Origin of the sequence: Sphingomonas sp., from assembly GCF_035910975.1 — a bacterium.
Classification (GTDB): Bacteria; Pseudomonadota; Alphaproteobacteria; order Sphingomonadales; family Sphingomonadaceae; genus Sphingomonas.
The window spans coordinates 445,670-469,956 of the sequence record NZ_JAMHWM010000039.1 but is presented as its reverse complement, the minus strand read 5'-3'; the positions used below and the strand labels follow the sequence as shown (position 1 = coordinate 469,956).

General features: G+C 70.1%; 23 protein-coding genes. 7 read left to right on the top strand and 16 right to left on the bottom strand.

The features are described from left to right. Positions 1 to 89: 89 nt before the first annotated feature. The 7 genes from VYI76_RS15630 to VYI76_RS15600 all read right to left on the bottom strand — a co-directional run bounded on the left by VYI76_RS15630 (position 90) and on the right by VYI76_RS15600 (position 9,298). Positions 90 to 440: a phasin family protein gene (locus VYI76_RS15630; RefSeq protein WP_326525707.1), complete on the bottom strand. Its 351-nt coding sequence runs from the start codon at positions 438 to 440 to the stop codon at positions 90 to 92. Beyond that, positions 433 to 1,893 (bottom strand): WS/DGAT/MGAT family O-acyltransferase, encoded by a 1,461-nt coding sequence (locus VYI76_RS15625; RefSeq protein ID WP_326525706.1) that lies wholly within the window; start codon positions 1,891 to 1,893, stop codon positions 433 to 435. The genes VYI76_RS15630 and VYI76_RS15625 overlap by 8 nt, the downstream gene beginning before the upstream one ends. A 134-nt stretch (positions 1,894 to 2,027) precedes the next feature. Further along, positions 2,028 to 5,186, bottom strand: a complete 3,159-nt coding sequence (locus tag VYI76_RS15620) for a bifunctional cytochrome P450/NADPH--P450 reductase (protein WP_326525705.1) — start codon at positions 5,184 to 5,186, stop codon at positions 2,028 to 2,030. Positions 5,187 to 5,407: 221 nt separating this feature from the next. Next, positions 5,408 to 6,790, bottom strand: coding sequence for an L-serine ammonia-lyase (locus VYI76_RS15615; protein WP_326525704.1), 1,383 nt, complete (start codon positions 6,788 to 6,790; stop codon positions 5,408 to 5,410). Positions 6,791 to 6,936: 146 nt separating this feature from the next. After that, positions 6,937 to 7,806 carry a general secretion pathway protein GspK gene (locus tag VYI76_RS15610; protein ID WP_326525703.1) on the bottom strand — a complete coding sequence of 290 codons (870 nt, stop codon included), beginning with the start codon at positions 7,804 to 7,806 and terminating at the stop codon, positions 6,937 to 6,939. Then, complete coding sequence (locus VYI76_RS15605; RefSeq protein WP_326525702.1) at positions 7,803 to 8,351, bottom strand: type II secretion system protein GspJ; 549 nt, start codon at positions 8,349 to 8,351, stop codon at positions 7,803 to 7,805. Before VYI76_RS15605 ends, VYI76_RS15610 begins: the two co-directional genes overlap by 4 nt. A 5-nt stretch (positions 8,352 to 8,356) precedes the next feature. Further along, a complete protein-coding gene (locus tag VYI76_RS15600) occupies positions 8,357 to 9,298 on the bottom strand; it encodes an ABC transporter substrate-binding protein (RefSeq protein ID WP_326525701.1) in 942 nt (313 codons plus the stop codon). Positions 9,299 to 9,336: 38 nt separating this feature from the next. Between VYI76_RS15600 and VYI76_RS15595 the strand changes: the two genes are divergently transcribed. After that, positions 9,337 to 10,113 (top strand): hypothetical protein, encoded by a 777-nt coding sequence (locus VYI76_RS15595; RefSeq protein WP_326525700.1) that lies wholly within the window; start codon positions 9,337 to 9,339, stop codon positions 10,111 to 10,113. Here VYI76_RS15595 and VYI76_RS15590 read toward each other — a convergent pair. The 5 genes from VYI76_RS15590 to gspL all read right to left on the bottom strand — a co-directional run bounded on the left by VYI76_RS15590 (position 10,110) and on the right by gspL (position 15,401). Then, a complete protein-coding gene (locus VYI76_RS15590) occupies positions 10,110 to 10,583 on the bottom strand; it encodes a hypothetical protein (protein ID WP_326525699.1) in 474 nt (157 codons plus the stop codon). The two genes, VYI76_RS15595 and VYI76_RS15590, sit on opposite strands and share 4 nt — an antisense overlap. 339 nt (positions 10,584 to 10,922) lie before the next feature. Then, positions 10,923 to 12,146 (bottom strand): type II secretion system F family protein, encoded by a 1,224-nt coding sequence (locus tag VYI76_RS15585; protein ID WP_326525698.1) that lies wholly within the window; start codon positions 12,144 to 12,146, stop codon positions 10,923 to 10,925. 140 nt (positions 12,147 to 12,286) lie between these two features. After that, positions 12,287 to 13,732, bottom strand: a complete 1,446-nt coding sequence (gspE, locus tag VYI76_RS15580; protein WP_326525750.1) for a type II secretion system ATPase GspE — start codon at positions 13,730 to 13,732, stop codon at positions 12,287 to 12,289. A 32-nt stretch (positions 13,733 to 13,764) separates the two neighbouring features. Further along, complete coding sequence (gspM, locus tag VYI76_RS15575) at positions 13,765 to 14,256, bottom strand: type II secretion system protein GspM (protein WP_326525697.1); 492 nt, start codon at positions 14,254 to 14,256, stop codon at positions 13,765 to 13,767. Then, on the bottom strand, positions 14,253 to 15,401 hold the full coding sequence (gene gspL, locus VYI76_RS15570) for a type II secretion system protein GspL (RefSeq protein ID WP_326525696.1): 1,149 nt from the start codon (positions 15,399 to 15,401) through the stop codon (positions 14,253 to 14,255). Before gspL ends, gspM begins: the two co-directional genes overlap by 4 nt. A gap of 10 nt (positions 15,402 to 15,411) precedes the next feature. Between gspL and gspG the strand changes: the two genes are divergently transcribed. The 5 genes from gspG to gspD all read left to right on the top strand — a co-directional run bounded on the left by gspG (position 15,412) and on the right by gspD (position 19,669). Beyond that, entirely contained in the window at positions 15,412 to 15,891 is a 480-nt protein-coding gene (gene gspG / locus VYI76_RS15565) for a type II secretion system major pseudopilin GspG (RefSeq protein ID WP_326525695.1), read from the top strand. A 77-nt stretch (positions 15,892 to 15,968) separates the two neighbouring features. Beyond that, the gene (locus VYI76_RS15560) at positions 15,969 to 16,490 is read left to right on the top strand and encodes a prepilin-type N-terminal cleavage/methylation domain-containing protein (RefSeq protein WP_443018977.1); all 522 of its coding nucleotides are present in this window, start codon (positions 15,969 to 15,971) and stop codon (positions 16,488 to 16,490) included. Continuing rightward, positions 16,487 to 16,849: a type II secretion system minor pseudopilin GspI gene (gene gspI / locus VYI76_RS15555; RefSeq protein ID WP_326525693.1), complete on the top strand. Its 363-nt coding sequence runs from the start codon at positions 16,487 to 16,489 to the stop codon at positions 16,847 to 16,849. The genes VYI76_RS15560 and gspI overlap by 4 nt, the downstream gene beginning before the upstream one ends. Next, the gene (locus VYI76_RS15550; protein ID WP_326525692.1) at positions 16,846 to 17,631 is read left to right on the top strand and encodes a type II secretion system protein N; all 786 of its coding nucleotides are present in this window, start codon (positions 16,846 to 16,848) and stop codon (positions 17,629 to 17,631) included. Before gspI ends, VYI76_RS15550 begins: the two co-directional genes overlap by 4 nt. 10 nt (positions 17,632 to 17,641) lie before the next feature. Further along, a complete protein-coding gene (gene gspD, locus VYI76_RS15545) occupies positions 17,642 to 19,669 on the top strand; it encodes a type II secretion system secretin GspD (protein ID WP_326525691.1) in 2,028 nt (675 codons plus the stop codon). A 136-nt stretch (positions 19,670 to 19,805) separates the two neighbouring features. Here gspD and VYI76_RS15540 read toward each other — a convergent pair whose 3' ends face one another. The 4 genes from VYI76_RS15540 to VYI76_RS15525 form a co-directional block, all read right to left on the bottom strand. After that, on the bottom strand, positions 19,806 to 20,015 hold the full coding sequence (locus tag VYI76_RS15540) for a hypothetical protein (protein WP_326525690.1): 210 nt from the start codon (positions 20,013 to 20,015) through the stop codon (positions 19,806 to 19,808). Positions 20,016 to 20,066: 51 nt separating this feature from the next. After that, positions 20,067 to 20,477, bottom strand: a complete 411-nt coding sequence (locus VYI76_RS15535) for a hypothetical protein (RefSeq protein ID WP_326525689.1) — start codon at positions 20,475 to 20,477, stop codon at positions 20,067 to 20,069. Positions 20,478 to 20,625: 148 nt separating this feature from the next. Next, positions 20,626 to 21,084 carry a hypothetical protein gene (locus VYI76_RS15530; protein WP_326525688.1) on the bottom strand — a complete coding sequence of 153 codons (459 nt, stop codon included), beginning with the start codon at positions 21,082 to 21,084 and terminating at the stop codon, positions 20,626 to 20,628. After that, positions 21,081 to 21,575 carry a hypothetical protein gene (locus tag VYI76_RS15525; RefSeq protein ID WP_326525687.1) on the bottom strand — a complete coding sequence of 165 codons (495 nt, stop codon included), beginning with the start codon at positions 21,573 to 21,575 and terminating at the stop codon, positions 21,081 to 21,083. The genes VYI76_RS15530 and VYI76_RS15525 overlap by 4 nt, the downstream gene beginning before the upstream one ends. 150 nt (positions 21,576 to 21,725) lie before the next feature. Between VYI76_RS15525 and VYI76_RS15520 the strand changes: the two genes are divergently transcribed. Further along, positions 21,726 to 24,179, top strand: a complete 2,454-nt coding sequence (locus VYI76_RS15520; RefSeq protein ID WP_326525686.1) for a PhoX family protein — start codon at positions 21,726 to 21,728, stop codon at positions 24,177 to 24,179. Positions 24,180 to 24,287 lie beyond the last annotated feature (108 nt).

Sequence of the window (24,287 nt, the reverse complement as noted above, 5' to 3'; positions counted from 1 at the left end):
TTCCCCGGCGAAGGCCGGGGCCCGGTTCCACCCCGGCCCGCACCTGGGGCCCGGCCTTCGCCGGGGAACGGCTACCGGGAAACCCGACCTCAGTCGCCCTTGCCCCGGAACGGTGCAGCGCTGTCGCGGCCGACCTGCATGATGAGTTCGCCGATCTCGCGCGCCTGCGCCATGCTGCGGCTGCCCTGTTCGCGCAGATAGTCGCCCTGGATCTTCATCACTTCCGACAAGTCCTTGGCGCCGGCCGCGGCGCGCAGCGCGGCGAACGCCTCGCGGGCATTCGCCTCGGCCTGGTCGATCACCTTCAGGCCGACCGCCGATCCGCCCTCCGCCATCTTCTCGCCCGATGCCTTCATCGCCTCGCCGGCGCGCTTCATCGGATCGATCACCTTGTCGCTGATCGTGTCCTTCACCTTATCGTTGGTCGATTTGTCAGCCATTCTTCCCTCCTGCCTTCTTCCTGCCTTTCGCCGGCGGCGCGACCGCCGTGGCCTTCAACGCATCGAACGCCGATTTCAGCGCATCGGCATAGGCAGCCGGATCGGGCATCATCGCCCGGTCGCTGGTGAAGCTGATCGCGATGGTATCGACGTAGGAATAGACCGTGTTGATGAGGCCCATCGAATCGAAGATCGGCCCGGTCCCGTACATCGCCACCATCTCCGCGCCCGCGAAATACAGCGGCGCCCGGCTGCCCGGCACGTTCGTCACCACGCAGTTGAATACGGGGGCGTGCGCGTTGGCAGCACCGGCGCGCGTGTAGAGCCGCGCCGAAAGGCCGGCGAGGCCGGACGGGATCAACTGGCTGTAGTCGGTCAGGGTGCGCGCGCCGACCGCATTGGTCATCGCCTTTGAATTCGCCGCCTCGCCATGGACGTAGCGCAGCCGTTCGAGCGGATCGGCGATGTGCGTGCCGAGTGCCACGACCATCGCGGAAACGAGATTGCCGAGTGCCGCCTTTTCCCCCTCCCCGCGCACGCTGATCGGCGCCATCGCGGTCAGGCTGGCGTCGGGCAATTCGCCCTTGTCGTCCAGATAGGTGCGAAGCCCGCCGCCGACGATCGACAGGATCACGTCGTTGACGGTCGCGCCCGGCACGGCGGCGCGGATCGCGGCGATATCGACGAGCTTGATCGGCACGGCGTCGAACACACGGTGTGCGCCGATCTTGCCGTTCAGCCGCGTCTTCGGCGCGGGCTTCAGCCCGGCGAGGCTGACGTCGCCCTTGCCCACGCCCTTGCCCAGCCGCGCGAGGCCGGGAATGGTGTTCGCCAGCACCTCGGCGTGTTTGAAGGGCTGGCGCAGGTTGTTGAAATAGGTGCGGATCAACATGTCGCCGATGCCGGGCAGGCTGTCCGCCTTCCAGTCGTCATTGGCGTGGCGGTTGGGCGCGTCGGGCGCGAGATCGTGCACCGCCGCCGACATCTCCACCCCCGACATGCCGTCGATCGCGGCGTGGTGGACCTTGGACACGAGCGCGAAACAGCCCTTGGGGATGCCGGCGATGTTGTCGAGCCCCTCGACGATGGTGAATTCCCACAGCGGCTTGTTGAGATCGAGCGGGCGGGCATGGAGCCGGGCGACCTGGATGCACAATTGCCGCCAGTCGCCGGGCGCCGGAAGCGCGATGTGGCGGATGTGGAACTCTATGTCGAAATCCGGGTCCTCGATCCAATAGGGATGGTCGAGGTCGAGCGGCACGCGCACCAGCCGCTGGCGGAAGGATCGCGCGCCACCCAGCCGCGCGGCGACGAAGCCCAGTATGTCCTTGAACCGCACCTTTCCGCCCGGCGCTGTCGACGGATCGTAGATGCCGACCGAACCAATGTGCATCGGCGTGTGCGGCGTTTCGAGATAGACGAACGACGCGTCCTGGCCGGACAGTTGCAGCAATTACCCTCTCCCTGAAACAGACTTTCCTCACCCCGTTCGCACTGAGCTTGTCGAAGTGCTGCCCTTCCTTTTGGTGCAAGAAAATACAGTGCTTCGACAAGCTCAGCACGAACGGGGTGAGGTCTGCCTTTTTGTCACTTCCCGAAGCCGAACACGTCCTGGTGGAAGCGTCCCGTCTCGATCATCTCCTCCAGCCATGCCGACGATTGCGCATGTTCGCAGCCGACCTGCCGCATGTGGATGCGGATCAGCGTGTCGCGCACCGCCGGCGCCATGAACCGGCCGTCTCCGCAGAGGAAAATCTGCGCGCCGGCCTGGATCGCGGCCCAGACGCGTTCCTGTTCGGCCCACAGCGCGTCCTGCACGAACTTCCACGGGTGCGATGGCACGGCGGAAAAGGCGATATAGGGTTCAGCGACGCCGGCCGCCGCCCAGGCTTCCACCTCGTCGCGGCAGAACCAGTCGTGGTCGGGATGACGGCAGCCGAAGAACAGCAGTGAAGCCGCGCCGCCGGTCGCTGCGCGATCTTCGAGGAAACCGCGCAGCGGGGCAAAGCCGGTGCCGGGGCCGATCAGGATCATCGGCACCGCCGCATCCTCCGGCGGGGCGAACGGCGGATTGGGCGCGCGGACATAGCCGAACAGCGTGTCGCCGGGCTGGAGGTCGCGCATGTAGGTGCTGGCGAAGCCCTGATGCTCGCCGAGCCCCGACCACGCCGGCGCGGCCATCGTGCCGACGATCAACCCGGGGGTGCCGGGCGCGACCAGCGGGCTCGACGCGATCGAATAGAAGCGCGGGGCGATCGCCGCCGAAAGCTCGACGAAGGCGTCGAGCGGCAGTTCGGCGGCGGGATGGCTTTCGAGCAGATCGATCAGCGTCAGCCGTTTCGCCTGCACATCCTCCCAGTCGAGCGCCGCCAGCCGGCGCCGCGTGTCGGGGCAGCGGGTGTGGGTCGCGACGATCTCGACGGCGCGGCGGGGCAGCGGATCCTGCAGCTCGACGAAATCGGTAAGCAGGCTGCGCACCGACAACGTCTGGCCGAGCGGCAGGTGGCGGAACCGCGTGCTGGCGCCGTCGATCGACACCTGCGCGTCGCCGGGCACGTCGAGCCGCGCCAGCACGCGGTTCACCAGCGCGGGCCGGTTGCGGGCATAGACGGCGATGTGGTCGCCGGTGCGATATGTCGTGCCCTCGGGCAGTTTCAGGCGGACGAAGCGGGTCGAGGGGCGCGGCGGCTCCTGCGCGAAATCCCACAGCCCGTCGGCGGGAAGCACCAACTCGCGGTTCTCGACCACCGTCAGCAATTGCGCGTGTTCGGGCAGCACGGCGGCGCGGGCGCGGGTCGGCTCGACGATCGTCAGGCTGAGCGCGGGCGCGGCGCTGGTGCCCGGCGCGGTGCCGCCCAGCGCGGCCCACAGATCGCGCACGAAGGCGCCGACCGCGCCGTCGAAATCGCCGCGTCCGTCCGCCTCGGCGCGGGGAATCAGCCGCGTGGCGCCGGTACGTTGCAGCGCGGCATCGATCGCCTTGGGGAAATGCTGGTAATTGGGCCACTGGCTGTTGCCGATGCCGAGAACGGCAAAGCGCGCGTCGGGCCAGCGCGTATCGGCGAAGGCGCCGCTGTCGATCGCCTTCTCCACCGCCACCGCGCTGTCGGGCGCGCGGCCATTGTATGTGGCGGTGACGATCACCAGCACGCGGTCCTCGGCGTCGCGCAGGCCCAGCGCATAGCTTTCGTCCATCGACCGCACGACGGTGTCGAACCCGTCGAGCCGCGCGCGCTCGGCGACTTCCTCCGCGATATCGCGCGCGGTGCCGAGCGACGTGCCGTAGAGGACGGCAAGCCTTTGCCCCTGCCCCGCCACCGACGCGACGGGCGCGGTCGCCTCGGCCTCGACGGGTGCGGCGATGCTGATGCGTTCGTGGGGCCCGCGCGCTCGGATACGCATGGTGAACGCGTCAGGCTTGATCGACAGCGTCTCCTTGATGCTCAGCCGATAGCCGACTGGGTCGCTGACCGCGAACCGCTGGAGGATCATCGCAATCGCCAGCTTCGCCTCGACGATCGCGAACTGGCGGCCAATGCAGGCGCGCGCACCGTTGCCGAACGGCTTGTAGGCGTGGGGATGCCGCGCCGCCTCCACTTCCGGCAGCCAGCGGTCGATGTCGAATTCTTCGGGCCGCTCCCACACGTCCGGATCGCGGTGCAGGCCCGGCGTAAAGATGTTGATCGGCCGATCCTTGCGGATGCGCCACTTGCCGATCGTCGTGTCCTCAAAGGCCCCGACCGAATAGGCCGGCGCGGTGGGCCAGAGGCGCTGCGCCTCCTTGATGATCCGCTCGATCACAGGGAATTGCGCGACGTGGTGGTAATCGGGCCGGGTATCGCCCGGCAGCACGCGATCGACCTCGGCGTAGGCCTGCGCCAGCACATGCGGATGCCGCAGCAGGAGGTGGAAGGCGAAGGTCAGCAGCCCCGACGTCGTCTCGTGCCCGGCGATCAGGAAGGTCAGCACCTGATAGCGGATGTTGAGATCGTCCAGCCCCTCGCCGGTTTCCGGATCGACCGCCGTCAGCATCAGGTTGAGCAGGTCTTTCCCGTCATTGGGATGCCGTCGGCGATCGGCGATGATGCCGTCGACCAGCGCGTTCATCTCCGCGATGTCGGCATCGAACTGCTTCTGCGCCTTCTTCGCGAACGGTTTCTGGAACGGCATCCGCGTAATCATGTTGAGCGATTCGCCAAGCGCGCGGGCAAGCGCCTCCAGGAAGCTGTCGAGCTGGTCCTTCTCGAAGCTGTCGAACGCATGGCCGAAGCCCGCCAGCGCGATCGAGTCGAGCGTGAGGCGGGTCATGTCGTCGGCGACCTCGACGTCGGTTCCCTCCAGCCTTTGCCACTTGGCGACCAGCTGGTCGCACACGTCGCGGATCACCTCGAAATAGCCGCGCATCGCGCGCTGGCTGAACGCGGGCAGCAGGATGCGGTGCGCCTTGCCCCAGTTGGGTTCCTCGGTGAAGGCGGTGAACAGGCCGTCGCCGGCGAAACGGCGGACGACGCGCAGGCCGGGTCCCGGCAGCTTGCGGAAGCGCGTCTCGTCGGAGAGTTCGGCGACCAGATCGGCATCGGTCACGAACACGCCGATGCGGCTGCCGAACTTCAGCTTGAAGATGCCGTCCGGAAAATCACGGCTGACGTCGAGCAGATGGCCGATCAGCCCGGCGCGCGCGATCTGGTGCAGGTGGCCGACGATCGGCAGGCCCGGCGGCGCGGGAATCGTCGCGGTTTCGGCCAAGCGGATCCTCCCTATTTTGCCGCAGCGTCGGATGATTCGCGAGGCGGCGCAAGGGGGTGGCGAATGACGCTAGGGAATGGCCCGTTCCCTCTCCCGACGGGAGAGGGAGGGAGCCGGCGCAGCCGGCGGAAGGGTGAGGACAGTTAGCGGCTCGACTCTACCCTCACCCTTTCCGCGCCTTCGGCGCTCCCTTCCCTCTCCCGATGGGAGAGGGAGCCGCATCAGCACTCCACCACGTTCACCGCGAGCCCGCCCTGGCTGGTCTCCTTGTACTTGCTGCGCATGTCCTCCCCCGTCTGACGCATCGTCTCGATCACCGCGTCAAGGCTGACGACGTGGCTGCCGTCGCCGTGCAGCGCCAGATAGGCGGCGTTGATCGCCTTGATCGCGCCCATCGTGTTGCGTTCGATGCAGGGTATCTGGACCAGCCCGCCGATCGGATCGCAGGTGAGACCGAGGTTGTGCTCCATCCCGATTTCGGCGGCGTTCTCGACCTGCGGCGGCGTGCCGCCCAGCGCGGCGGCTAGACCGGCGGCGGCCATCGAGCAGGCAACGCCGACCTCGCCCTGGCATCCCATCTCGGCCGCAGAGATCGACGCGCGCTTCTTGTACAGGCTGCCGATCGCGCTCGCCGTCAACAGAAGGTCGCGGCTTCCGTCGCGCGTGGCACCATGCACGAACGTCTCATAGTATCGCAGCACCGCCGGGATCACCCCCGCCGCCCCGTTGGTGGGCGCGGTGACGACGCGGCCGCCGCCCGCATTCTCCTCGTTCACCGCCAGCGCCCACAGGCTCACCCAGTCGAACACCGCCGACGGGTCGCTGCGCGGGCCGCGCTCGACCAGCTTGTCGTGCAGCCCCTTGGCCCGGCGCGGTACCTTCAGCCCGCCGGGCAGGATGCCGTCGGTCGCGATGCCGCGCCGGATGCTGGCGCACATCGCCTCGCGCACGCTGTCCAGAAAGGCGTCGGTTTCCGCCGGAGATCGCCACGCGGCTTCGTTGGCGCGTTCGAGATCGGCGATCGAGCAATCCTGCGCCGCGCACAGCTCCAGCATCCGCTCGCCCGATGAAAAGGGAAACGGCAGCTCGACATTGGCGCGCGACACTTCCTGCCCATTCTCGATGATCGCGCCGCCACCGATCGAATAATAGCGTCGCGTCTCCTGCGACCCGTCTGCGAAATCCGCGACGAAGGTCAGTCCGTTGGGGTGGCCGGGCAGGAAGCCGTAATCGAAAATCAGGTCCGCATCGGGGTCGAACACGATCGGCAGCACCCCGTCGAGATCGAGCGACCGTGTCTCACGGATCGCGGCGACCAGACCGGCGATCATATCGGGATCGATCTTTTCCGGTTCCCATCCCGACAGCCCGACCAGCACCGCCACGTCGGTCGCGTGGCCCCGTCCGGTCAGCGCCAGGCTGCCGTGGAGCGTCACCGTCACGTGCGCGACGTCGCGGTCCGCCATCGAGCCCGCGAAAGCCCTGGCCGCGCGCATCGGGCCGACAGTATGCGAGCTCGACGGGCCGATGCCGATCGTGAACAGCTCGACCACGCTGATCGGGCGATCGATATTGGCGCGAATGGAGACACTGGCGGACGGCATGATCAAGCGTTCGACCTCAAATCCGTTCGGGCTGAGCTTGTCGAAGCCCTGCCCTTCCTTCTCGCGACGAAAGATGAAGGGCAGCCCTTCGACAAGCTCAGGCGCGAACGGGAAAGGCGCATGGTAGAGGATGGTTTCGCGGGTTACTATCCCGCAGGCGTCGCGAACGCCGGCGCGTCGGGCGGCACGGCGGCGCCGACCCAGCGTTCGACCGGCGCGGTGTGGCGGTTACCCTTGTCGTCGATCCGGCGCTGGATCAGCGTCGCGCCCTGCACCGCCGTGTCGCCGATCGTCGCCCGGGTGCGGACCCAGAAGGTGTTGGATCGGAACGACGTGCCCGGCGGCATCGACACATTGTTCTCGGCGAGATCGTCGAGCGTCAGATGGCCCTTGCGCTTCCGCGTCGCGACCAGCCGCTGCGCCACCGCCGGATCGCGAAACAGCAGCGCCAGCACCTCCGGCGTAGCGGCGTTGAGGTTGATCGCGGTATCGCCGGGCAGCGCGGTCACCAGTGCTTCCATGCGGTGCATCGCGTCGGCGTCGAGCCCGGCGAAACGCAGCGGCCGCAGGTCGGTGAAAGGCCCGCGCGCGCGGACTGCCTCGACCAGCCGCAGCATCGTCTCGCGGTCGATGCCGGCGCTTTCGGCGATCTGTTCGAACACGATCGTCGCGGCGGCCTGCCCGCTGCGCAGCGCGTTGACGTTGAACCGCCCCTCCGCATCGGCGATCGCCAGGTCGAAGCTGCCGCCGTCGATCGGCGCACCAGCCTCGGCCACGCTCGCCCAGGGTTCACCAACGTGATCCACCTCGGGCGCGAGCAGCGCGTCGCGGCGCAGCGCGGCGATCGCGGAAATCTCGCCTCCGCGCACGATCGCGCTCGCCCGCGCCGCCTCGCGCACGCGCAGCGAGCGATCGAGCGACAGTTCCTCGCGCTCGATCATCAGCAGGACGAGGCCCGCCGCGATCGCGACGAACATCAGCACGTTGACCAGGATCATGCCGGACTCGTCCTTCACGACACGCTCCGTGCGCGGACCGGCAGGGTGACGACGCGCCGGATGCTTCCGGCGGGCTGTCCGGCAAGCGTCACTTCCAGTTCGACGGCCTGCGGCCAGTCGGCGGGATCGCCGGCGGGCCAGCGTTCCGCCCAGCCGCCCTGCCAGAACCGCCAGCGCACGCCCTCCACGCCGCGCAGCACCGCCTGTGGCCCGCCGCCCGCATCGCGCACCAGCACGCCGCGCGCCAACGCGTAGCGGACCGTTACCGGCACCCCGCCGACGCCCGGCGCGGTGCGACTGAACGCGATGGCGCCGCCGCCGCCGCTGATGTCGCCACCCGCCACCTGCTCCAGATCGCCCGAGACGACCAGCATCGCGCGCTGCAACTGGGTCAGCCGGTCGAGCCGCGCCTCCGTCCGCCCCTGCACCCCCAGCACGCTGTCGACCAGCGCGACTCCGGCCACCGCGATCAGCGCGAACAGCAGCAGCGAGATCATCAGTTCGATGAGGGTGAAGCCGGCGTCTCTCTTCGGTCCCTGCCCTTCAGGAACAGCGCGTGCCACGCCCCTCACGCCCCCCGGCTGGTCGCGACGCTCCGATAGCCGTCGGGCGCGGCGACGAGGATGGCGAGGTCACGCGAGCAACTGCCGTCGGTGCGGAACCGTACCGCGCCCGTCACGCCGGCGAAGCTCTCCGTTCCGAGCAGCCCTTCGCGGCTGAGGCGGCCCGCGTCGCGCAACGTCCGGGCGACCTTGGCCGCGTCATAGGCGAGCGCGGCGATCGCGCCGGGATCGCCGCCGTTCCTCGCCTCGAACTCAGCGGAAAAGCTGCCGAAGGCGGCCGGATCGGGCGCGGCGATCCATGCGCCGTCGAGCGCGTCGATCGCCGAGGGGCGATGATCGAGTGTCTGGACCGTCCCGAGCAACTGCACCCCGCTGTCCCGAAGCGCGCGGGCGGCCGACAGCACCGCATCGCCACTGCCCGGCACCAGTACCGCGTCAGGCGCATCGCCGATCGCCGGCAGCGGCGCACCCGCCGTCACCGCGACGGCGCGCACGTCGAGCCCCAGGTCGCGCTGCGCCTTGACCGCGGCTTCCGACGCGGCGTTCGACCAGGCGGTGCCGTCGCCCACCACCACGACGCTACGTACGCCGCGCGAGCGCGCGTAGCGCAGCACCGCCGTCGTCGTCTGGGTCGCGGTGATGCCGAACACATAGGCGCCGCTGGCCTGCGCGGCGGGATTGTTGGTGAAGGCGACGACCGGCACGCGCGCGGCCACCGCCGTCGCCGCCGCACTCGCTTCCCACGAGGTAAGCGGGCCGAGGATCATCGCCGCCCCGCGTTTCAGCGCCGCCTGCGCCGCCGCTGCCGCGCCGGTCGCGGTGCCGGCGGTGTCGAGCGCGAACATCAGCTTCGCATCGCTTTCCGCGAGCATGGCCGCACGCTGCATGCTAAGCCCCAGCGCCGCCCGCTCGCCCGAGAGCGGCAGCAGCAGCGCGACCGGCCGCACGTCCTTCTTCGGCGTGCGGGCGTAGAGGGGAACGAGCGATGACGCCGCTGATACGACGAGGCCGGCTGGCAGAAGCCTCAGAGCGTCCCGACGATTCACCACACGCCTCCGACATCGCGCGCGACGGCGCCCGCAGGCGTCTTACCCGCTTCGCGCTGCTCGGCATAGGGGCCTATGCGGTGGCGATGGTCGCGACGATCCCGGCGGGCGCGGTGGTCGATCGGGGCACATGGCGGACCGGCATCGGCGGGACGATCTGGAACGGCGAGGCCGGGCTGGCCGGCGGCAGCAAGCTCGAATGGAGCTGGGCGCCGCTCCGCAGCCTCGTCAACCTCGCCTTCGCGATCGACTGGACGGCGAACGGCGACGCGACCACCCTTGGCGGACGGGCGCTGATCGGGCCGACCTCCACGACAGTCGACGCGATGAGCGGATCCGCCGACGGCACCTTGATCCAGGCGCTCCAGCCCGACCTGCCGTTCGTCTGCGACATGGCGATGCAGCTCGACTTCCCCCGCGCGAAGCTGGGCGGCGGCGGGCAGATGGTCGAAGGCCGGCTGCTGACCGAGCCCGGCACCTGCCGGCCGAAAGCGGGCGGTGCGGCGACCCCCGTCCCGGCGCTGATCCTGACCGCCGAGCATATCGGCGCGACCAGCCGCCTGACGCTGGCCCCCGCCACTCAGCGGCGGCGCACGCTGATGACGATGGCACTGGCGCAGGACGGCACCGTCGACATCACCCTGACGCCCGAGGGCGCCGCCGCCCTGCCCTTCGTCGGCCTGCCGCCGGGCGGCAGCATCCGGGGAAAAATCTAGGGCGCGCAGACCGCCGGGCTGACCTCGACCAGTGCGATCGGCGCGGGACCGGCGGACGCGGCGGAACGGCCGCCCTTGGCTGTCGCGAGATCCCAGCTCGCCGCGATCGGCTTGCCGGTGGTCCGGGTCTGCCAGTCGTCCACCCCCTGCGGGTTGGCGCGGGTGACGGGCAGGTGCTGGCGACGTCCGGTAGCGAGGCCCGTCGCCGAGTCGCGCTGCGATATCGTCGCGGAGGCAACCACGCCGCCACCGCAGGTGACGCGCAGTTCGTAGAGGTCGGATACCCCGTCGTTGTCACTGTCTCGATCGGCGGTAACGTGGAAGATCCGCGTCGAACCGTCTGAAAAACTAGCCGTGGCGGTGAACCTGGCGAGCTTCGGCGTGGCCTTGTCCATCTGCTTGTGTCGCCCCGCGTCTACGGTCTGCGGGGCGGCGGCGAGCAACGTGGCGACGATCACTGCGGTCAGCATGGCGTCTCTCCCGGCTATGTCGCGGAAAAGGCTGCGCCTTTACGGGCCGTTTTGCAACCGGAACGATGCTAGGGTCAGGACCCGTTGATCGCGACGGTCGTGATTGCCCGGACGTGTTCGCCCGGCAAGGAGCGGGGCGCAGCGCGTAGCGGCGCTACGCGCAAACCTCGCGACGCAGCCGGCGGGCGCGTCCGGGCAACCGCACAAGCGGCGGACGGATTTCGGCCCAGGGCGTCGTCCCTCGTCGGTCACGATGCACAGGCATCGCTCCGCTCCTCGCTTCTAGCCCTGAACCGAAATCCGCTCCGTCACGACCATCGCGATCAACGGGTCCTGTCCCTAGAGCGTCACCAGATTGTTCAGGTTGATGATCGGCAGCAGGATCGCCAGCACCATCAGCAGCACCATCCCGCCCATCATCAGCAGCACGGCCGGCTCGACCAGCGCAACCAAAGTGGCCGACAGCGCGTCGAGTTCGCGGTCGAGTTCACCCGCCGCACGCCCCAGCGCCGGCGCAAGCTTGCCCGAGCTTTCGCCCGACGCGACGATCGCGGTCAGCATCGAGGGGAAGATCGCCGCTTCCGCCATCGCGGCGCGCAGGCTGAGCCCTTCGCGCACACGCGCCGCGACGTGGAGTGCGCGTGCGCGGACATAGCGATTGGGGGTGACGGCGGCGGCGGCATGGAGCGCTTCGACCAAAGGCACCGCGCTTTCGACCAGCGTCGCCAGGCTGCCCGCGAAGCGCGCGGCATTGTGCTGGCGGCTGAAGCGGCGGAACGGGCGGCGTTCGGCGAACATCCGGTCGAGCTTCAGCCGGTTGGCCGGCACCCGCACCCAGCGGCCGAAGATCAGCCCGCCGGCGAGCAAGGCGATCAGCAGCGCGAGGCCCCAGTCCTGCAGGAAGGCCGAGATCGCGATCAGCGCGCGGGTGAGGAACGGCAGTTCGGCTCCGCGCGAAACGAACACCCGGACGATGTCGGGGACGACGTAGATCATCAGCAACACGATGATGCCGATCGATACCGTCGCGAGCAGCGCCGGATAGAGCAGCGCCAGTTGCAGCTTCTGCGCATTGGCGTGGCGCGTTTCCACGAACTGGGCGAGATGGTTGAGGACGTGGGTGAGCCGGCCCGAACTTTCGCCAGCGGCGACCGATGCCCGGTAGAATTCGGGGAACGCCCGGGGGTGGTTCGCCAGCGCGGCGGCGAAGCTGCGCCCGTCGAGAATGCTCGCCCGCACGTCCATCAGCAGCGTGGTGACGACGCGCGCATCGGATTGCTGCGCGACGAGGCGCAAAGCCTCCTCGACCGGAATCTCGGACCCGACCAGCGTCGCGATCTGGCGGGTGAGCGTGGCGAGCTGACGCGGGGTGACGCCCCGGCGGAAGGCGGGAAGCGCGATGCCCCCCCGCGCGGACGGTTTCGCGCCGGCCGGCTCGACGGAAAGCGGGAGCAGCGCCTGTTCGCGCAGCGCGGCGCGGGCGGCGGCGGGCGACGACGCCTCGATCACGCCCTTGCGGGTGGCGCCGGAGCGATCGGCGGCCCGGTAGGCGAAGGCGGGCACCTGTCAATCCTCCCCTGCAAGGGGAGGTGGCAGGCCACAGGCCTGACGGAGGGGTGACACCCTGTCGATAGCGCGACACCCCTCCGTCGCGCATTCTGCGCGCCACCTCCCCTTGCAGGGGAGGATCGAGCCAATCGCCATCACCCCTCGTCCCTCGTCACGCGGGCGATTTCCTCGACCGTCGTCACGCCGGCCTTCACCTTGGCGACACCGTCGTCGAGCAGCGAGGGATTGCGCCGCCGTGCCGCCGCCTCCAGCGCCGCTTCGGCCGCGCCGTCGTGGATCATCGCCTGAAGCTCGGCATCGACCGCGATCACCTCGTACACGCCGTCACGCCCGCGATAGCCGTCGCCGTGGCACGCGTCGCAGCCGACGGCACGGTAGACGGTCTCCCCCGCCGCCAGCACCCCGCCGAGCATCGCCGCATCGGCATCGGTCGCGATATCCTGCCGCCGGCATTCCGGGCACAGCCGCCGCACCAGCCGCTGCGCCGCGAGGCCAACCAGCATCGGCGCGAGCAGATAGCGCTCCACCCCCATGTCGAGCAGCCGCGTGACCGATCCGACCGCGGAGTTGGTGTGCAGCGTCGACAGCACGAAATGGCCGGTCATCGCCGACCTGACTGCGACTTCGGCCGTCTCCTGATCGCGGATTTCGCCGACCATGATGACGTCGGGGTCCTGCCGCAGGATCGCGCGGAGCCCGCGTGCGAACGTCATGTCGGTGCGCGGATTGACCTGGGTCTGGGCGACGCCGGCGAGTTCATATTCGATGGGGTCTTCCACCGTCATGACGTTGCGCTTGCGGTCGTTGAGCCGGCTGAGCGCGGCGTAGAGCGTCGTCGTCTTGCCCGATCCCGTTGGCCCGGTGACCAGCAGCATCCCGTGCGGACGGTCGAGCAGGCGGCGGAACGTATCAACGTCGCGCTCGCTCATGCCCAGCCCGGCGAGATCGAGGCGCAGCGAGCCCTTTTCCAGCAGGCGCATCACCACCCGCTCGCCATGCTGGGTCGGGATGGTCGACACGCGCGCATCGACGTCGTGGCCGCCGATGCGCAGTGTCACGCGGCCGTCCTGCGGCACGCGCTTCTCGGCGATGTCGAGCTTCGCCATCACCTTGATGCGGCTGACCAGCAGGGGCGCAAGCGCGCGTTGCGGCTCGACGACGTCGCGCAGCACGCCGTCGACGCGGAAGCGGACGACCAGGCGCTTCTCGGTCGTCTCGACATGGACGTCGGAGGCGCCTTCCTTCACCGCCTCCAGCAGGATCGCGTTGATGAGGCGGATGACGGGCGAATCATCGCGGGTGTCGAGCAGGTCGTCGACCGGCCCGACCGAATCGGCGAGCGCGGCGAGATCGGTCGCGTCCATCTCAAACTCGGCGGCCTGCGCCGCACCCTGGCCGTAGGTGGCGGACAGCGCGGCGTCGAAATCGGCGTCGGAAATTGCGACGAACCGCGCGGACGGCGCCAGCCGCTGCACCTCCAGCAGCGCGTCGAGCGCGGCGTCGGCGCGGTGCACGCATTCGCCGTCGCGCAACAGCACGCCGCCCCGACGCGCAAAGCCGTAGGGCAGCGTGACGGGCATCGGTGCCGGGTCGGTGACGATCAGCGTACCGCTCACGGTGCGTACTCGACCTGCGCGGAGACGCGGCCGGGCGTCGACAGGCGGCGGACATCGACGCGGGTCGCGCGCAACGACGATGTGCGCGCGACATCGGCCATCCAGTTGACCACGCCGTCGTAGCCCACATCCGGCAACGTCGCGCGAATGCCGTTCGGCGTCGCCTCCAGCTGTGGCTGGAGCGCGAAGCTCTGCGCCGATTGCTGGAGGATATCGGCCGGCGCCCCGGTGCGCGGTGGCGGGCCGGCGGGCGGGCCGAGCGCGGGTGCCGCCCGGATGCGCGCCATCAGCGTTTCATGGGTGCGGATATCGGCGAGCGACGCCGCGCGGCTCGCCTGAAGCGGCTTGACGATGCCGAACACAAGAATCGCGAGCGCCAGCAGCACGCCGAGCGTGCCGACGAGGATGCGCTCACGCCGGGACAGGCCGTGCCACCAGTCGCCGGCCCGTGCATAGGCCGGGTGTTCGACGATGCGGATCACCCTCATGCCGCGGGACTCGTGATGCGGACACCGCCGTCGACCGAAGCGACGGTCGCCGCGACACCCGCCTCACGCAGGGCGGCGCGGGCGCGATCCGCGAGCGCGGGATCGGTCGCGTCGAGATCGACGATCAGGCTACCGCCTTCCAGCCGCATCGATCGCGCCGCGACCTGCGGCCCGAGCGGCGCGAGTGCGGCGGTGACGCGCGCGGATGCCGCCAGATAGGCGTTGGCGCCACCGGACGCGCCCGGGCTCGGCAACAGATCGGCGACGGCGCCCGCGGGATCGTCGGCGGGCAGCGCCGCGCCGTGCAGCCGCGCGGCGACCAGCTCGCGCGTTTCCGCCTCACGCGCGTCGGCGATGCCCCGGAGAGCTACCGTGTCGGCGGTCGCGATCGCGACATGGGCGAGCACGCCGACCGCCGCGATCGTCGCCAGCGCCTTTCCGAACGAGGCGGTTGAGCGGCGCTTCGGCGCGTAGGGGCCCTGACGCAGGTCGAGCGCGGGCGCCAGCAGGCGACGGCCCAGCGCATCAAGCGGCAGCACGTCGGCGGCGTCGACCATGTCCCCGGGCAGCGCCGCGCCATAGCAGATCGCGCGCGGCCGCCCCGCCGCCTCCCACGCCGTGCGCAGCAGCGGCGGGGAGACGGCGAAGCCGGTGCCGTCACCGCCGCGGACCAGCGCGCGAGTCTCGCCCGGTTCGATCGCCCATTCGCCCTCGCCCGGCACCGGCAGCGCCAGCGCGTCGGGGACGAGCGCGGCGTGATCGAGCCCGGCGTCCTCGATGCGGGCGATCCACTGCGCCATCTGGTCGTGCCCGACGATGCCGACCAGATAGCGCCGGGGCGACAATTCGGCGCCCAGCGCCAGGTGCACGGCGTCGATCGGCTCCGCGATCATTTCCTCGATCGCGAAGGGCAGCGCGGCCAGCCGCTTCGCCCGCGTCGGCAGCGGCAGATCGACCGCGACCAGCCGCACGCCCTCCGTCGGCACCAGAACCGTCGCGGGGCCATCGACGTCGGAGGCGGCCAGCGCCTCCCCGGTCAACGTCCAGATACCAGCCGGTCCCGACCGATTCTCGCGCGCCCCCGTACCAAGGCTGGCGCGCAGGGGCGGTTCAGCTGTAACAAAGGCGTCACGTGTCATGGCCATGGGCGAGCGAATGCGCAGCAAAATCCGACAGTTTCGTGACACCGTGGCAGCGTGGGCGCGTCGCCGCAAGGCTCGTGCCGACGACGCCGGCCTGACCCTGGTCGAGATGATCGTCGTGCTGGCGATCATCGCGCTGGTCGCGGCGCTGATCGTGCCCAACGTGATCGGACGGCCGGACCAGGCGCGCGTCACCACCGCCAATACCGATCTGCGCACCATCTCCGCCGCGCTCAAGATGTACCGGCTCGACAACGGCGGCTATCCGACGACCGCGCAGGGGCTGAAGGCGCTGGCGGAGAAGCCTACCCAGCCGCCGGTGCCGTCGAACTGGTCGGCGGAAGGTTATCTGCCGCAGGCTCCGGTCGATCCCTGGGGCAATCCCTATTCGTACCAGTCCCCCGCACCGGGCGGCTTCGCGCTCAAATCCCTGGGCAAGGACGGCAAGGAAGGCGGCGAGGGCCTCGACGCCGATATCGTGGCGGGGCGGTGACATTTCTTTCCTTCAATTCCTCCCCGAACTTGCTCGGGGAGGGGGACCGCCGCGCGACAGCGCGGGGGTGGAGGGGCTTGGAGCGTACTTCACCAGCCCCTCCACCATTGCTCCGCAATGGTCCCCTTCCCCGAGCGAGCTCGGGGAGGAATTCTCCAGACGCCGGCATGACCCTGGTCGAGATGCTGGTCGTGCTGGCGATCATCGGCATCGCCTCGGGCGGCGTCGCGCTCGCGATTGGATCGGCCACCCGCGCGCCGTCGGTCGAATCGGAGGCGCGCCGATTCGCCACGCGTCTGGAGGCCGCCGGCGACGACGCGATGCTCGGCGACCGGATGGTCGCGCTGACGGTCGATGCCAGCGGCTATGGCTTCGCAAAGGTTTCGTCGGACGGACTGATCCCGAAAGGCGCGCCGCGGCTCGACTGGCACACCCTGCCCGCCGGCGTCGAGATGACGCTCGATCAGACGCCGCCGTTCGTGCTGGGTATGGATGGCGCCGCGAAGCCGCTGGTCGCGACGCTGGCGAGCGGCGACCAGCACTGGATGGTGCGCTATGACGGGCTGTCGAGCGTGGTGGTGCAGGACGCGCCGAAATGAGCCGCGACGACGGCGGCTTTTCGCTGATCGAGGCGCTGGTCGCGCTGGCCGTGCTGGCGATCGCGACGGTCGGGCTGGTCGGGGCTGTCGAGCAGCATATCGATTCGACCCGAGGCATAGAGCGGCGGTCGGCGGCGATGTGGGTCGCGGAAAACCGTCTGGCCGAACTTGGCATCGGCGCGACCGGCGGCGAAAAGGTGACGATGCTCGACACCAACTGGCTGGTCCGCACCACCACCCGCGCAACCGGCGATCCCGACATCGCCCGCGTGCGCGTCGACGTGTATGAGGAGGGCGCGAAAACCCCGCTCGCCTCGCTCGACGGCTTCCTCGACCAGCCGGGGGCACCCGCGCGATGATCCCGGGGCAGTTCGATCTGACGCCCCGGCGTCAGCGGTTGATCCTGAACGGCGCGACCGTGCTGGTGGTCGTGTCGGTCGCCGCCGCACTCGCCGGGCTGACGTGGCGATTGATGGGCCATGCTGATGTCGGCGCGATCACCGTCCCCGCCACGCGCACCGCTACGCAGGTGCCCGACACCGCGCCGATGCTGGCGCTCGACCCGTTCGGCCGTACCGGCATCGACGGCGACGGCGCGGTGGCGACGACGTTGCAGATCGCACTGAAAGGCATCGTCTTCGCGCGCCCCGCCGAACTGTCGGTCGCCTATATCCAGGTCGGCAGCGAGGCCGCAAAACCGTTCAAGACGGGCGAAGCCGTGTCCGGCGCGACGATCGCCGCGATCCAGCCGCGCCGGGTGCTGCTGTCCAACGGCGGGCGCGTCGAATTCCTGGCCTTCCCCGATCCGTTCGCGCCGCCGCCGGGCACCGCGCCCGCAGGCACGCCAGCGCCGGCGCCGGCGCCGGCCGGCAATCCGGTCGCCGCGCCGCCCGCCGGACCCAGCGCCGAACAGGTGCTGCAACGCTTTGACGCGCAGCCGGCCGACGGCGGCTATCGCATCGGCGCCAACGGCCCGCCCGGCCTGCGCCAGGGCGACGTGCTCCAGCAGTTGAACGGCACCCCGCTCACCTCCCCCGATGCCGCCCGCGCCGCCATTTCCGGCGCGCAGGCGAGCGGCACCGCCCAAGTCCAGATCCTCCGCGACGGCAAGCCGGTGACGGTGACCGTTCCGATCCGCTAGGTAACCCCACGTGAACAAAGTGATTCGCCTGTCGATGCTGGCCCTCGCGCTCGCGGGCACGCCGCTGTCCGCGCAGGACGGGCCGGCGCCTGCCGACATCGTCGTCAACATGCGCGGCGTCGAGATCGCCGATGTCGCCGAACAGATCAGCCGACTGACCGGGCGCACGCTGATCCTCGATCCGGCGGTGAAGGGCGCCGTCACGGTCACGTCCGCCGAGCCGCTGAGCAAGGCCGGGGTGTGGGATCTGTTCCAGTCGGTGCTGCGCGCCAACGGCTTCGCCGCAGTCCGTTCGGGCCGCGCGTGGCGCATCGTGCCGCAGGCGAACGCGGTGCGCGACGGCGGCGTGCCCAGCCGCAGCGCGGGCGGGCAGGAACTGGTCACGCGGATGATCCGGCTGGCCAACGTCCCCAGCGCCGACGCCGCACGGATCGCGCGCCCGCTGGTCGCCACCTTCGGATCGGTCGAGCCGCTGACCGCGCCCAACGCGATCGTCGTCACCGATTATGCCGACAACGTCCGCCGAATCGAAGCGCTGGCGCGCAGCCTGGACGGCGGCGGCGGATCGACCTTCACCACCATCGTGCTGAGGAACGGCAACGCCGCCGATATCGCCGCCGCGATCCAGGCGGTGATGGTCGAAGGCGGCGCGCGGGTGGCCGGCGACGCGCGCTCGAACTCGATCGTCGTGCGCGGCACGCCCGCGATGGTGGCAGAGGCGCGGCGGATGGCGCAGGCGCTGGACGCGCCGGGCGGGGCGACGCCGGTGACGCGCGTGTTCCGCCTGAACTATGCCGATGCCGAAAGCGTCACCGACGTGCTGCGCGGCGTGCTGGGCCAGGAAGGCGCGACAACCAATCCGGTCGCGCGCAGCCTTGCCGCGCGCGGCACCGCCGGCCCTGCCGGCGCGACCAGCCCGACCAGCGCGCTGTCGGGCATGATCGCACAAAGTACGGCGGCCGGCGCCGCGACCGACGGCTCCACCATCGGCACCGCGCCGCTGGGCCAGCAGACAGAGGCGACGCCGCAGGGCTTCGCGACGCCCGACGTGACGGTGCAGCCCGCCCCCGACATCAACGCGCTGGTGGTGCGCGGCACCCCGGCGGCGGTGGCGAGCATCGAGCGGCTGATCCCCGACCTCGACGTGCGCCGCCCGCAGGTGCTGATCGAGGCGGCGATCGCCGAAATCAGCGGCGACGATGCCGAGGCGCTGGCGATCCAGATGGGCACCAGCGCCGCCGCGCTGACCCAGGTCGAGGGGTTCGGCACGTCGTTCAGCTCGCCGGGGCCGTCGCTTGGCCAGATCCTCGGCGTGCTGGGCGTGCCCGCTGCCGGGCTGATCGGCGAGGGGCTGTCGGGCAATGTCGCGATTGGCGACAATTTCTCGATCCTGCTGCGTGCGCTCAGCACCTCGACCAAGGCCAACCTGCTGTCGACGCCGCAACTGACCACGCTCGACAACAAGCTGGGCGAATTCGTTTCCGCCCAGAACGTGCCGTTCGTCACCGGATCGATCCTGACCGGCAACGGCACCGCCAATCCCTATACGACGATCGAACGCAAGGATGTCGGCCTCACCCTGCGCGTCCTGCCGCGCATCAACGCCGGCGACACCATCCGGCTGGAGATCGCGCAGGAAGCGTCGTCGATCGCGCAGACCCAGCTGTCCAGCGCCGCCGACCTCATCACCCAACGCCGCGCGGTGAACACCACGGTGCTGGCCGACAACGGCCAGACGATCGTGCTGGGCGGCCTCATCACCGACGATCGCCAGCAGGTGCGCAGCCAGGTGCCGGTGCTGGGCGACATTCCTGTGCTGGGCGAACTGTTCAAGTCGCGCCGCGAGGGACGGACCAAGCGGACCCTGTTCATCTTCCTGAAGCCGACGATCCTGCGCGACGGCGCGGATGCACGGGCCGCGACCGACGCCCGCTACGCCCGCCTGCGCGGGCATGAAGCGACGCTGAGGGACAAGGGCAGCCTGCTGCTCAACCCGCCTGGCCCAAGGCTGAGCCTGGAGATCGAGGGGATTTACTAGCGGGCGGCCGTGGATTGCGAAGCAACTCACGGACTCGCCACGTCGGGGCAGAGGTCGCGCTACGTGAGTGCGCCCAACAGCACGATCCTAAGAGCGATGGCACGCGAGAATAATCAACGCCCCTCCTCGCAGTCCCTTAGGTGCGAGCAAACCGATAGATAATCCAAGTGAGCAATGTCGCTATGAGAATCGACGCGATCACGGTGATCGTTTGACGCATCCCGCCGCTCAGCGGCGGTAAAAACTGAGCGAGGACTTGCGAGGATGCCACGCCGAGCGCGGGGCCAATGAACAGAACCAACCGCGCATGTCGTCTCGGTCCGATATCCGGCTGCTTAATGCCCATCCGGCAAAGCTAGGACGCGCTTCGAGCGTTAGCAACGGCAGCTTGAACCCCTCACTCCCCCGCCGGCAGCGGTACCCGCACCCGCTGCCCGCCGCGCACGAACACCCCGGCATCAATCTCCAGCGATTCGAGCGTCCAGCCGTCGACGCTTTCCCCAACCGCCACCGTCCGCGTCACCTCGCCCGAGCGGACCAGCGCGACCGCGTCCTGGCCGATGCGGCCGACAATGCCGGCGAGGTCCGGGGCATCGGTGGGCGGGTCCACCGCCTCCACCAGCGCACCGCCGCCGAACAACGCGCGGGCCGGAGCGGCGGAGACCGGGGGATGCGCGGGCGGCGACAGCAGCGGCGGGGCCACCGCCTCACGCGCCACGGGTTCCGGCCAGAAGCCGAGCAGCAGCGCCGGCACGCCCACCGCGACCAGCGCGGCGGCGGCGACCGAAAGGCGCTCAATCCGCGTCATCGATGCTCGCTCGATATCGGTTCCCCGGCGCAGGCCGGGGCCCAGGCTGGGTGGGAATGCGACGAGTGGATAGCTTCGACAAGCCCGGCTATCGCCACTGGACCCCGGCCTGCGCCGGGGAACAGGGGCCGCGGGTCGCGCGTGTTATTCATCGCCATGGCGCCACCGCCTCTCCGGCCAGCACCACCTGCCCGCCCCGCGCCTCGGCGGACCAGCGGGCGAAACGGATCACCGGCACGCCGCGCTCGACCGCGTCGGCAAAGGCGATCACCGCGACCTCCGATCCCGTAAAGCGCAGACGCGCCCTCGCGAGGGCCAGCGATGGCTGCGGCACCGCTTCCTCGACCGTCAGGCCAGCCTGGCCTGCGAGCGCGCGCAGCCGCGCTGCCAGCGCGTCCGCCGCGGCGCCGGCATCGGGCGCAGCGATCGCCTGATCCGTGATCACCACATCGCGCGCCGGGGCTGGAGCCGCCGCGACCTGCGCCAGCGTCGCGCGATCGATGCGCGCGGCCTTCAGGTCACCGAGCGCGCCTGCGGCGAACGGCGTCGCGGCGGCGGCGAGCGCGAAGCCCGCGAGCGCGCCGAGCGCGACGGGCGGCAGCCTCATCGCGGCTCCTCCAGCGTGACCAGCATGGCCGCGTCGCCGCGCCGCTGGCCGGTATCGCGCAGCCGCTGCGTCGCGGGATGACGGCGCAGCGCGGCGCGCAGACGATCGGGATCGGCGGCCGACACCTCCGCCGCAAGCCGGCCATCGGCGCCCCGCCCGGCCCGCACCAGCATTGCGCCCGACGGGAGCGCGCGGGCCAGCGCGTCGAGCGTCGCGGCAACGCCGGGCCGGTCGAACAGCGCATCGAGTTCGGCGTGCGCCTGCCCCCGCGCGTCGATCAGCGCGAGGCGCGGCGCGGCGGTGGCGCGGATCGCGGCGGCATCGCGCACCACCCCCGCCTGGGTCCAGCGCGCGCCGGCCCACACGACGAGCGGTGCCGCGGCGAGCAGCAGCGCGACGGCGATCCCGGCGCGCGAGTCGCGCCCGGCCGACGCTGTTGCGAAGCGCGCGGCGAGGCGGCTGGCCAGGCTGGGCGAGGGGTCGGCGGTCACCCCGCGCCCATAACGGTGCGGCCGCATCGGGGGAAGCGCGTCATCAAACCGTCGCCGCCACGCAATCGAATCGTCGTCGGCCCGTCACCGCGGAGTCGTCCGGCGCGGCCAATGGAGCGATCGGCAACCGATCCACCAGGGGGACGCAAGATGACGATCGACTATGGCTATGACGACGGCGACGTCGATACCAACCGCAGCGGCAATCCGTCGCTGACCGAGATGATCGACCACCGCTATTCGCGCCGCGCGGCGCTGCGCGGGGGCACCCAGGCGGCGGCGATGGCGGTGTTCGGCGGCACGATCCTGAGCGCGTGCGGCAGCGATGCGAAGACGACCGCCGATGCAGCACCCGTCGTGTCGGTCGGCACCAGCGGCACGACCAGTTCCGGCAGCCGCGTGACGCTGACCGCCACCGCGACCGACAACGGCACGACCGGCGCGACCAGCTTCGCCCAGCTGAGCGGCCCCGCCGTCACCCTGTCGGCGACGAGCGGAACGACCACCAGCTTCATCGCCCCGGCCGTCACCGCCGCGACGCCGATCGTCATCCGCTTCTCCGCGGTCGACGACAAGTTCCAGACGTCGAGCACCGAGACGACGATCACCGTCCAGCCCGCCGCGCTGAATTTCACCGCAGTCGCCAAGAACCGGCTCGACGTCGTGACCGTGCCGGCGGGCTATACCGTCAGCGTGCTGTACCGGCTGGGCGATCCCATCGCGGCGGGCACGCCGGCGTACAAGAACGACGGCACCGACACCGATTTCGCGAACCGCGCGGGCGACCACCACGACGCGCTGTTCTATTTCCCGCTCGCCGCGACCGGCAACGCCCGCGACCTGACCAACAGCAGCCGGGGCCTGCTGGTGATGAACCACGAGAACCTCACCCAGATCTACCTTCACCCCAACGGCCCGACCACGGTGGGCGGCGCCCGCCCCGAGGCCGAGGCGCGCAAGGAGATCGAGGCGCACGGCGTATCGGTGGTCGAGGTGTCGCAGGGCACCAACGGTGCGTGGAACTATGTCCAGGCGGGGCAGCTCAACCGCCGCGTCACGCCCAACACGCCGACGACCCTCGCCGGCCCCGCGCGTGGAAATGATCTGATGAAGACCGCCTGGTCGCCGAACGGCACCGATGCGCGCGGCACCATCAACAATTGCGCCAACGGCTATACGCCCTGGGGCACCAGCCTGACCTGCGAGGAAAACTGGGCCGGCTATTTCCGGCGTCCGACCGCCGCCGACGACGCGCGCCGGACGGCGAAGGAAGTCACGGCGCTGACCCGCTATGGCGTGCGATCGTCGGGCGGCAACTATGGCTGGGCGACGGTCACTCCGGCGGATGCGTCGAGCACCCTCTATCGCCGCTGGGACGCGCAGGCGACCGGTACATCGGCGACCGCGGATTTCCGCAACGAGCCCAACCAATATGGCTGGGTGGTCGAGATGGACCCGTACGACACGTCGAAGCCGATCAAGAAGCGCACCGCGCTGGGCCGCATGAACCACGAAGGCTGCTGGCCGGGCAATTTCGTCGTCGGCCGCAAGCCGGCCTGGTACACGGGTGACGACGCGGTGAACGAGTATCTGTACAAGTTCGTGTCGAACACGGCCTGGGTCGCGAACGACGCCAACGCCACGGACCGGATGGCGATCGGCGACAAATATCTCGACGCCGGAACGCTGTACGTCGCGAAATTCGACGCGAGCGGCAATGGCCAGTGGCTCCCGCTGGTGTTCGGCCAGAACGGCCTGACCGCCTCGAACAGCCTCTACCCCTTCGTCGACCAGGCCGACGTGCTGACGCATTGCCGCCTCGCGGCCGATTTCCTGGGCGCGACGAAGATGGACCGCCCGGAATGGACGGCAGTCAATCCGGTCAACGGCGAGATGTACCTGACGCTGACCAACAACTCGACGCGGACGAACGCGAACACCGACGCCGCTAATCCGCGATCCTACCAGGACCCGCCCTCGGCCAGCTTCGGCAACCGCAACGGCCACATCCTGCGCCTGCGCGAGACCGGCGACACGACCGAGGCGACGACGTTCCGCTGGGATATCTATGCCTTTGGCGCGGGATCGGATCTGGACGCGGCGAACATCAACCTGTCGGGGCTCGACGCGACCAACGACTTCTCGTCGCCGGACGGCCTGTGGTTCGGCCGTGGTTCCAACGCATCGGGCCAGGGCAATCCGCTGCTGTGGATCCAGACCGACGACGGCGCCTACACCGACGTCACCAATTGCATGATGCTGGCGGCGCTGCCCGGCCAGGTCGGCGACGGGGCCGCGCGGACGGTAACCAACCGCAACGCGGCGGGCGCCACCACGACGCAGGCGACGATCATCGGCAAGACGCCGGGCACGGCGCTCAAGCGGTTCCTGGTCGGCCCCATCCAGTGCGAGATCACCGGCGTCGATTCGACGCCCGACGGCCGCACGCTGTTCGTCAACATCCAGCATCCCGGCGAAGACGGCAGCATCGCCGCGCTCAGCAGCAACTGGCCGGCGAGCCAGGCCGGTCCCGCGTCGGGCAACCGTCCGCGTTCGGCGACGGTGGTCATCACGCGCAACGACGGCGGGGTGGTCGGCCTCTGACGACTAGGACTGGCGGGCCGGGGCACGTCGCCTCGGCCCGCAAACCGCCGCAATCCTCGGGCAGCGAACAGGAAAGGCGTGGCAAAAGCGTCGGCGCGCGCTAATCAG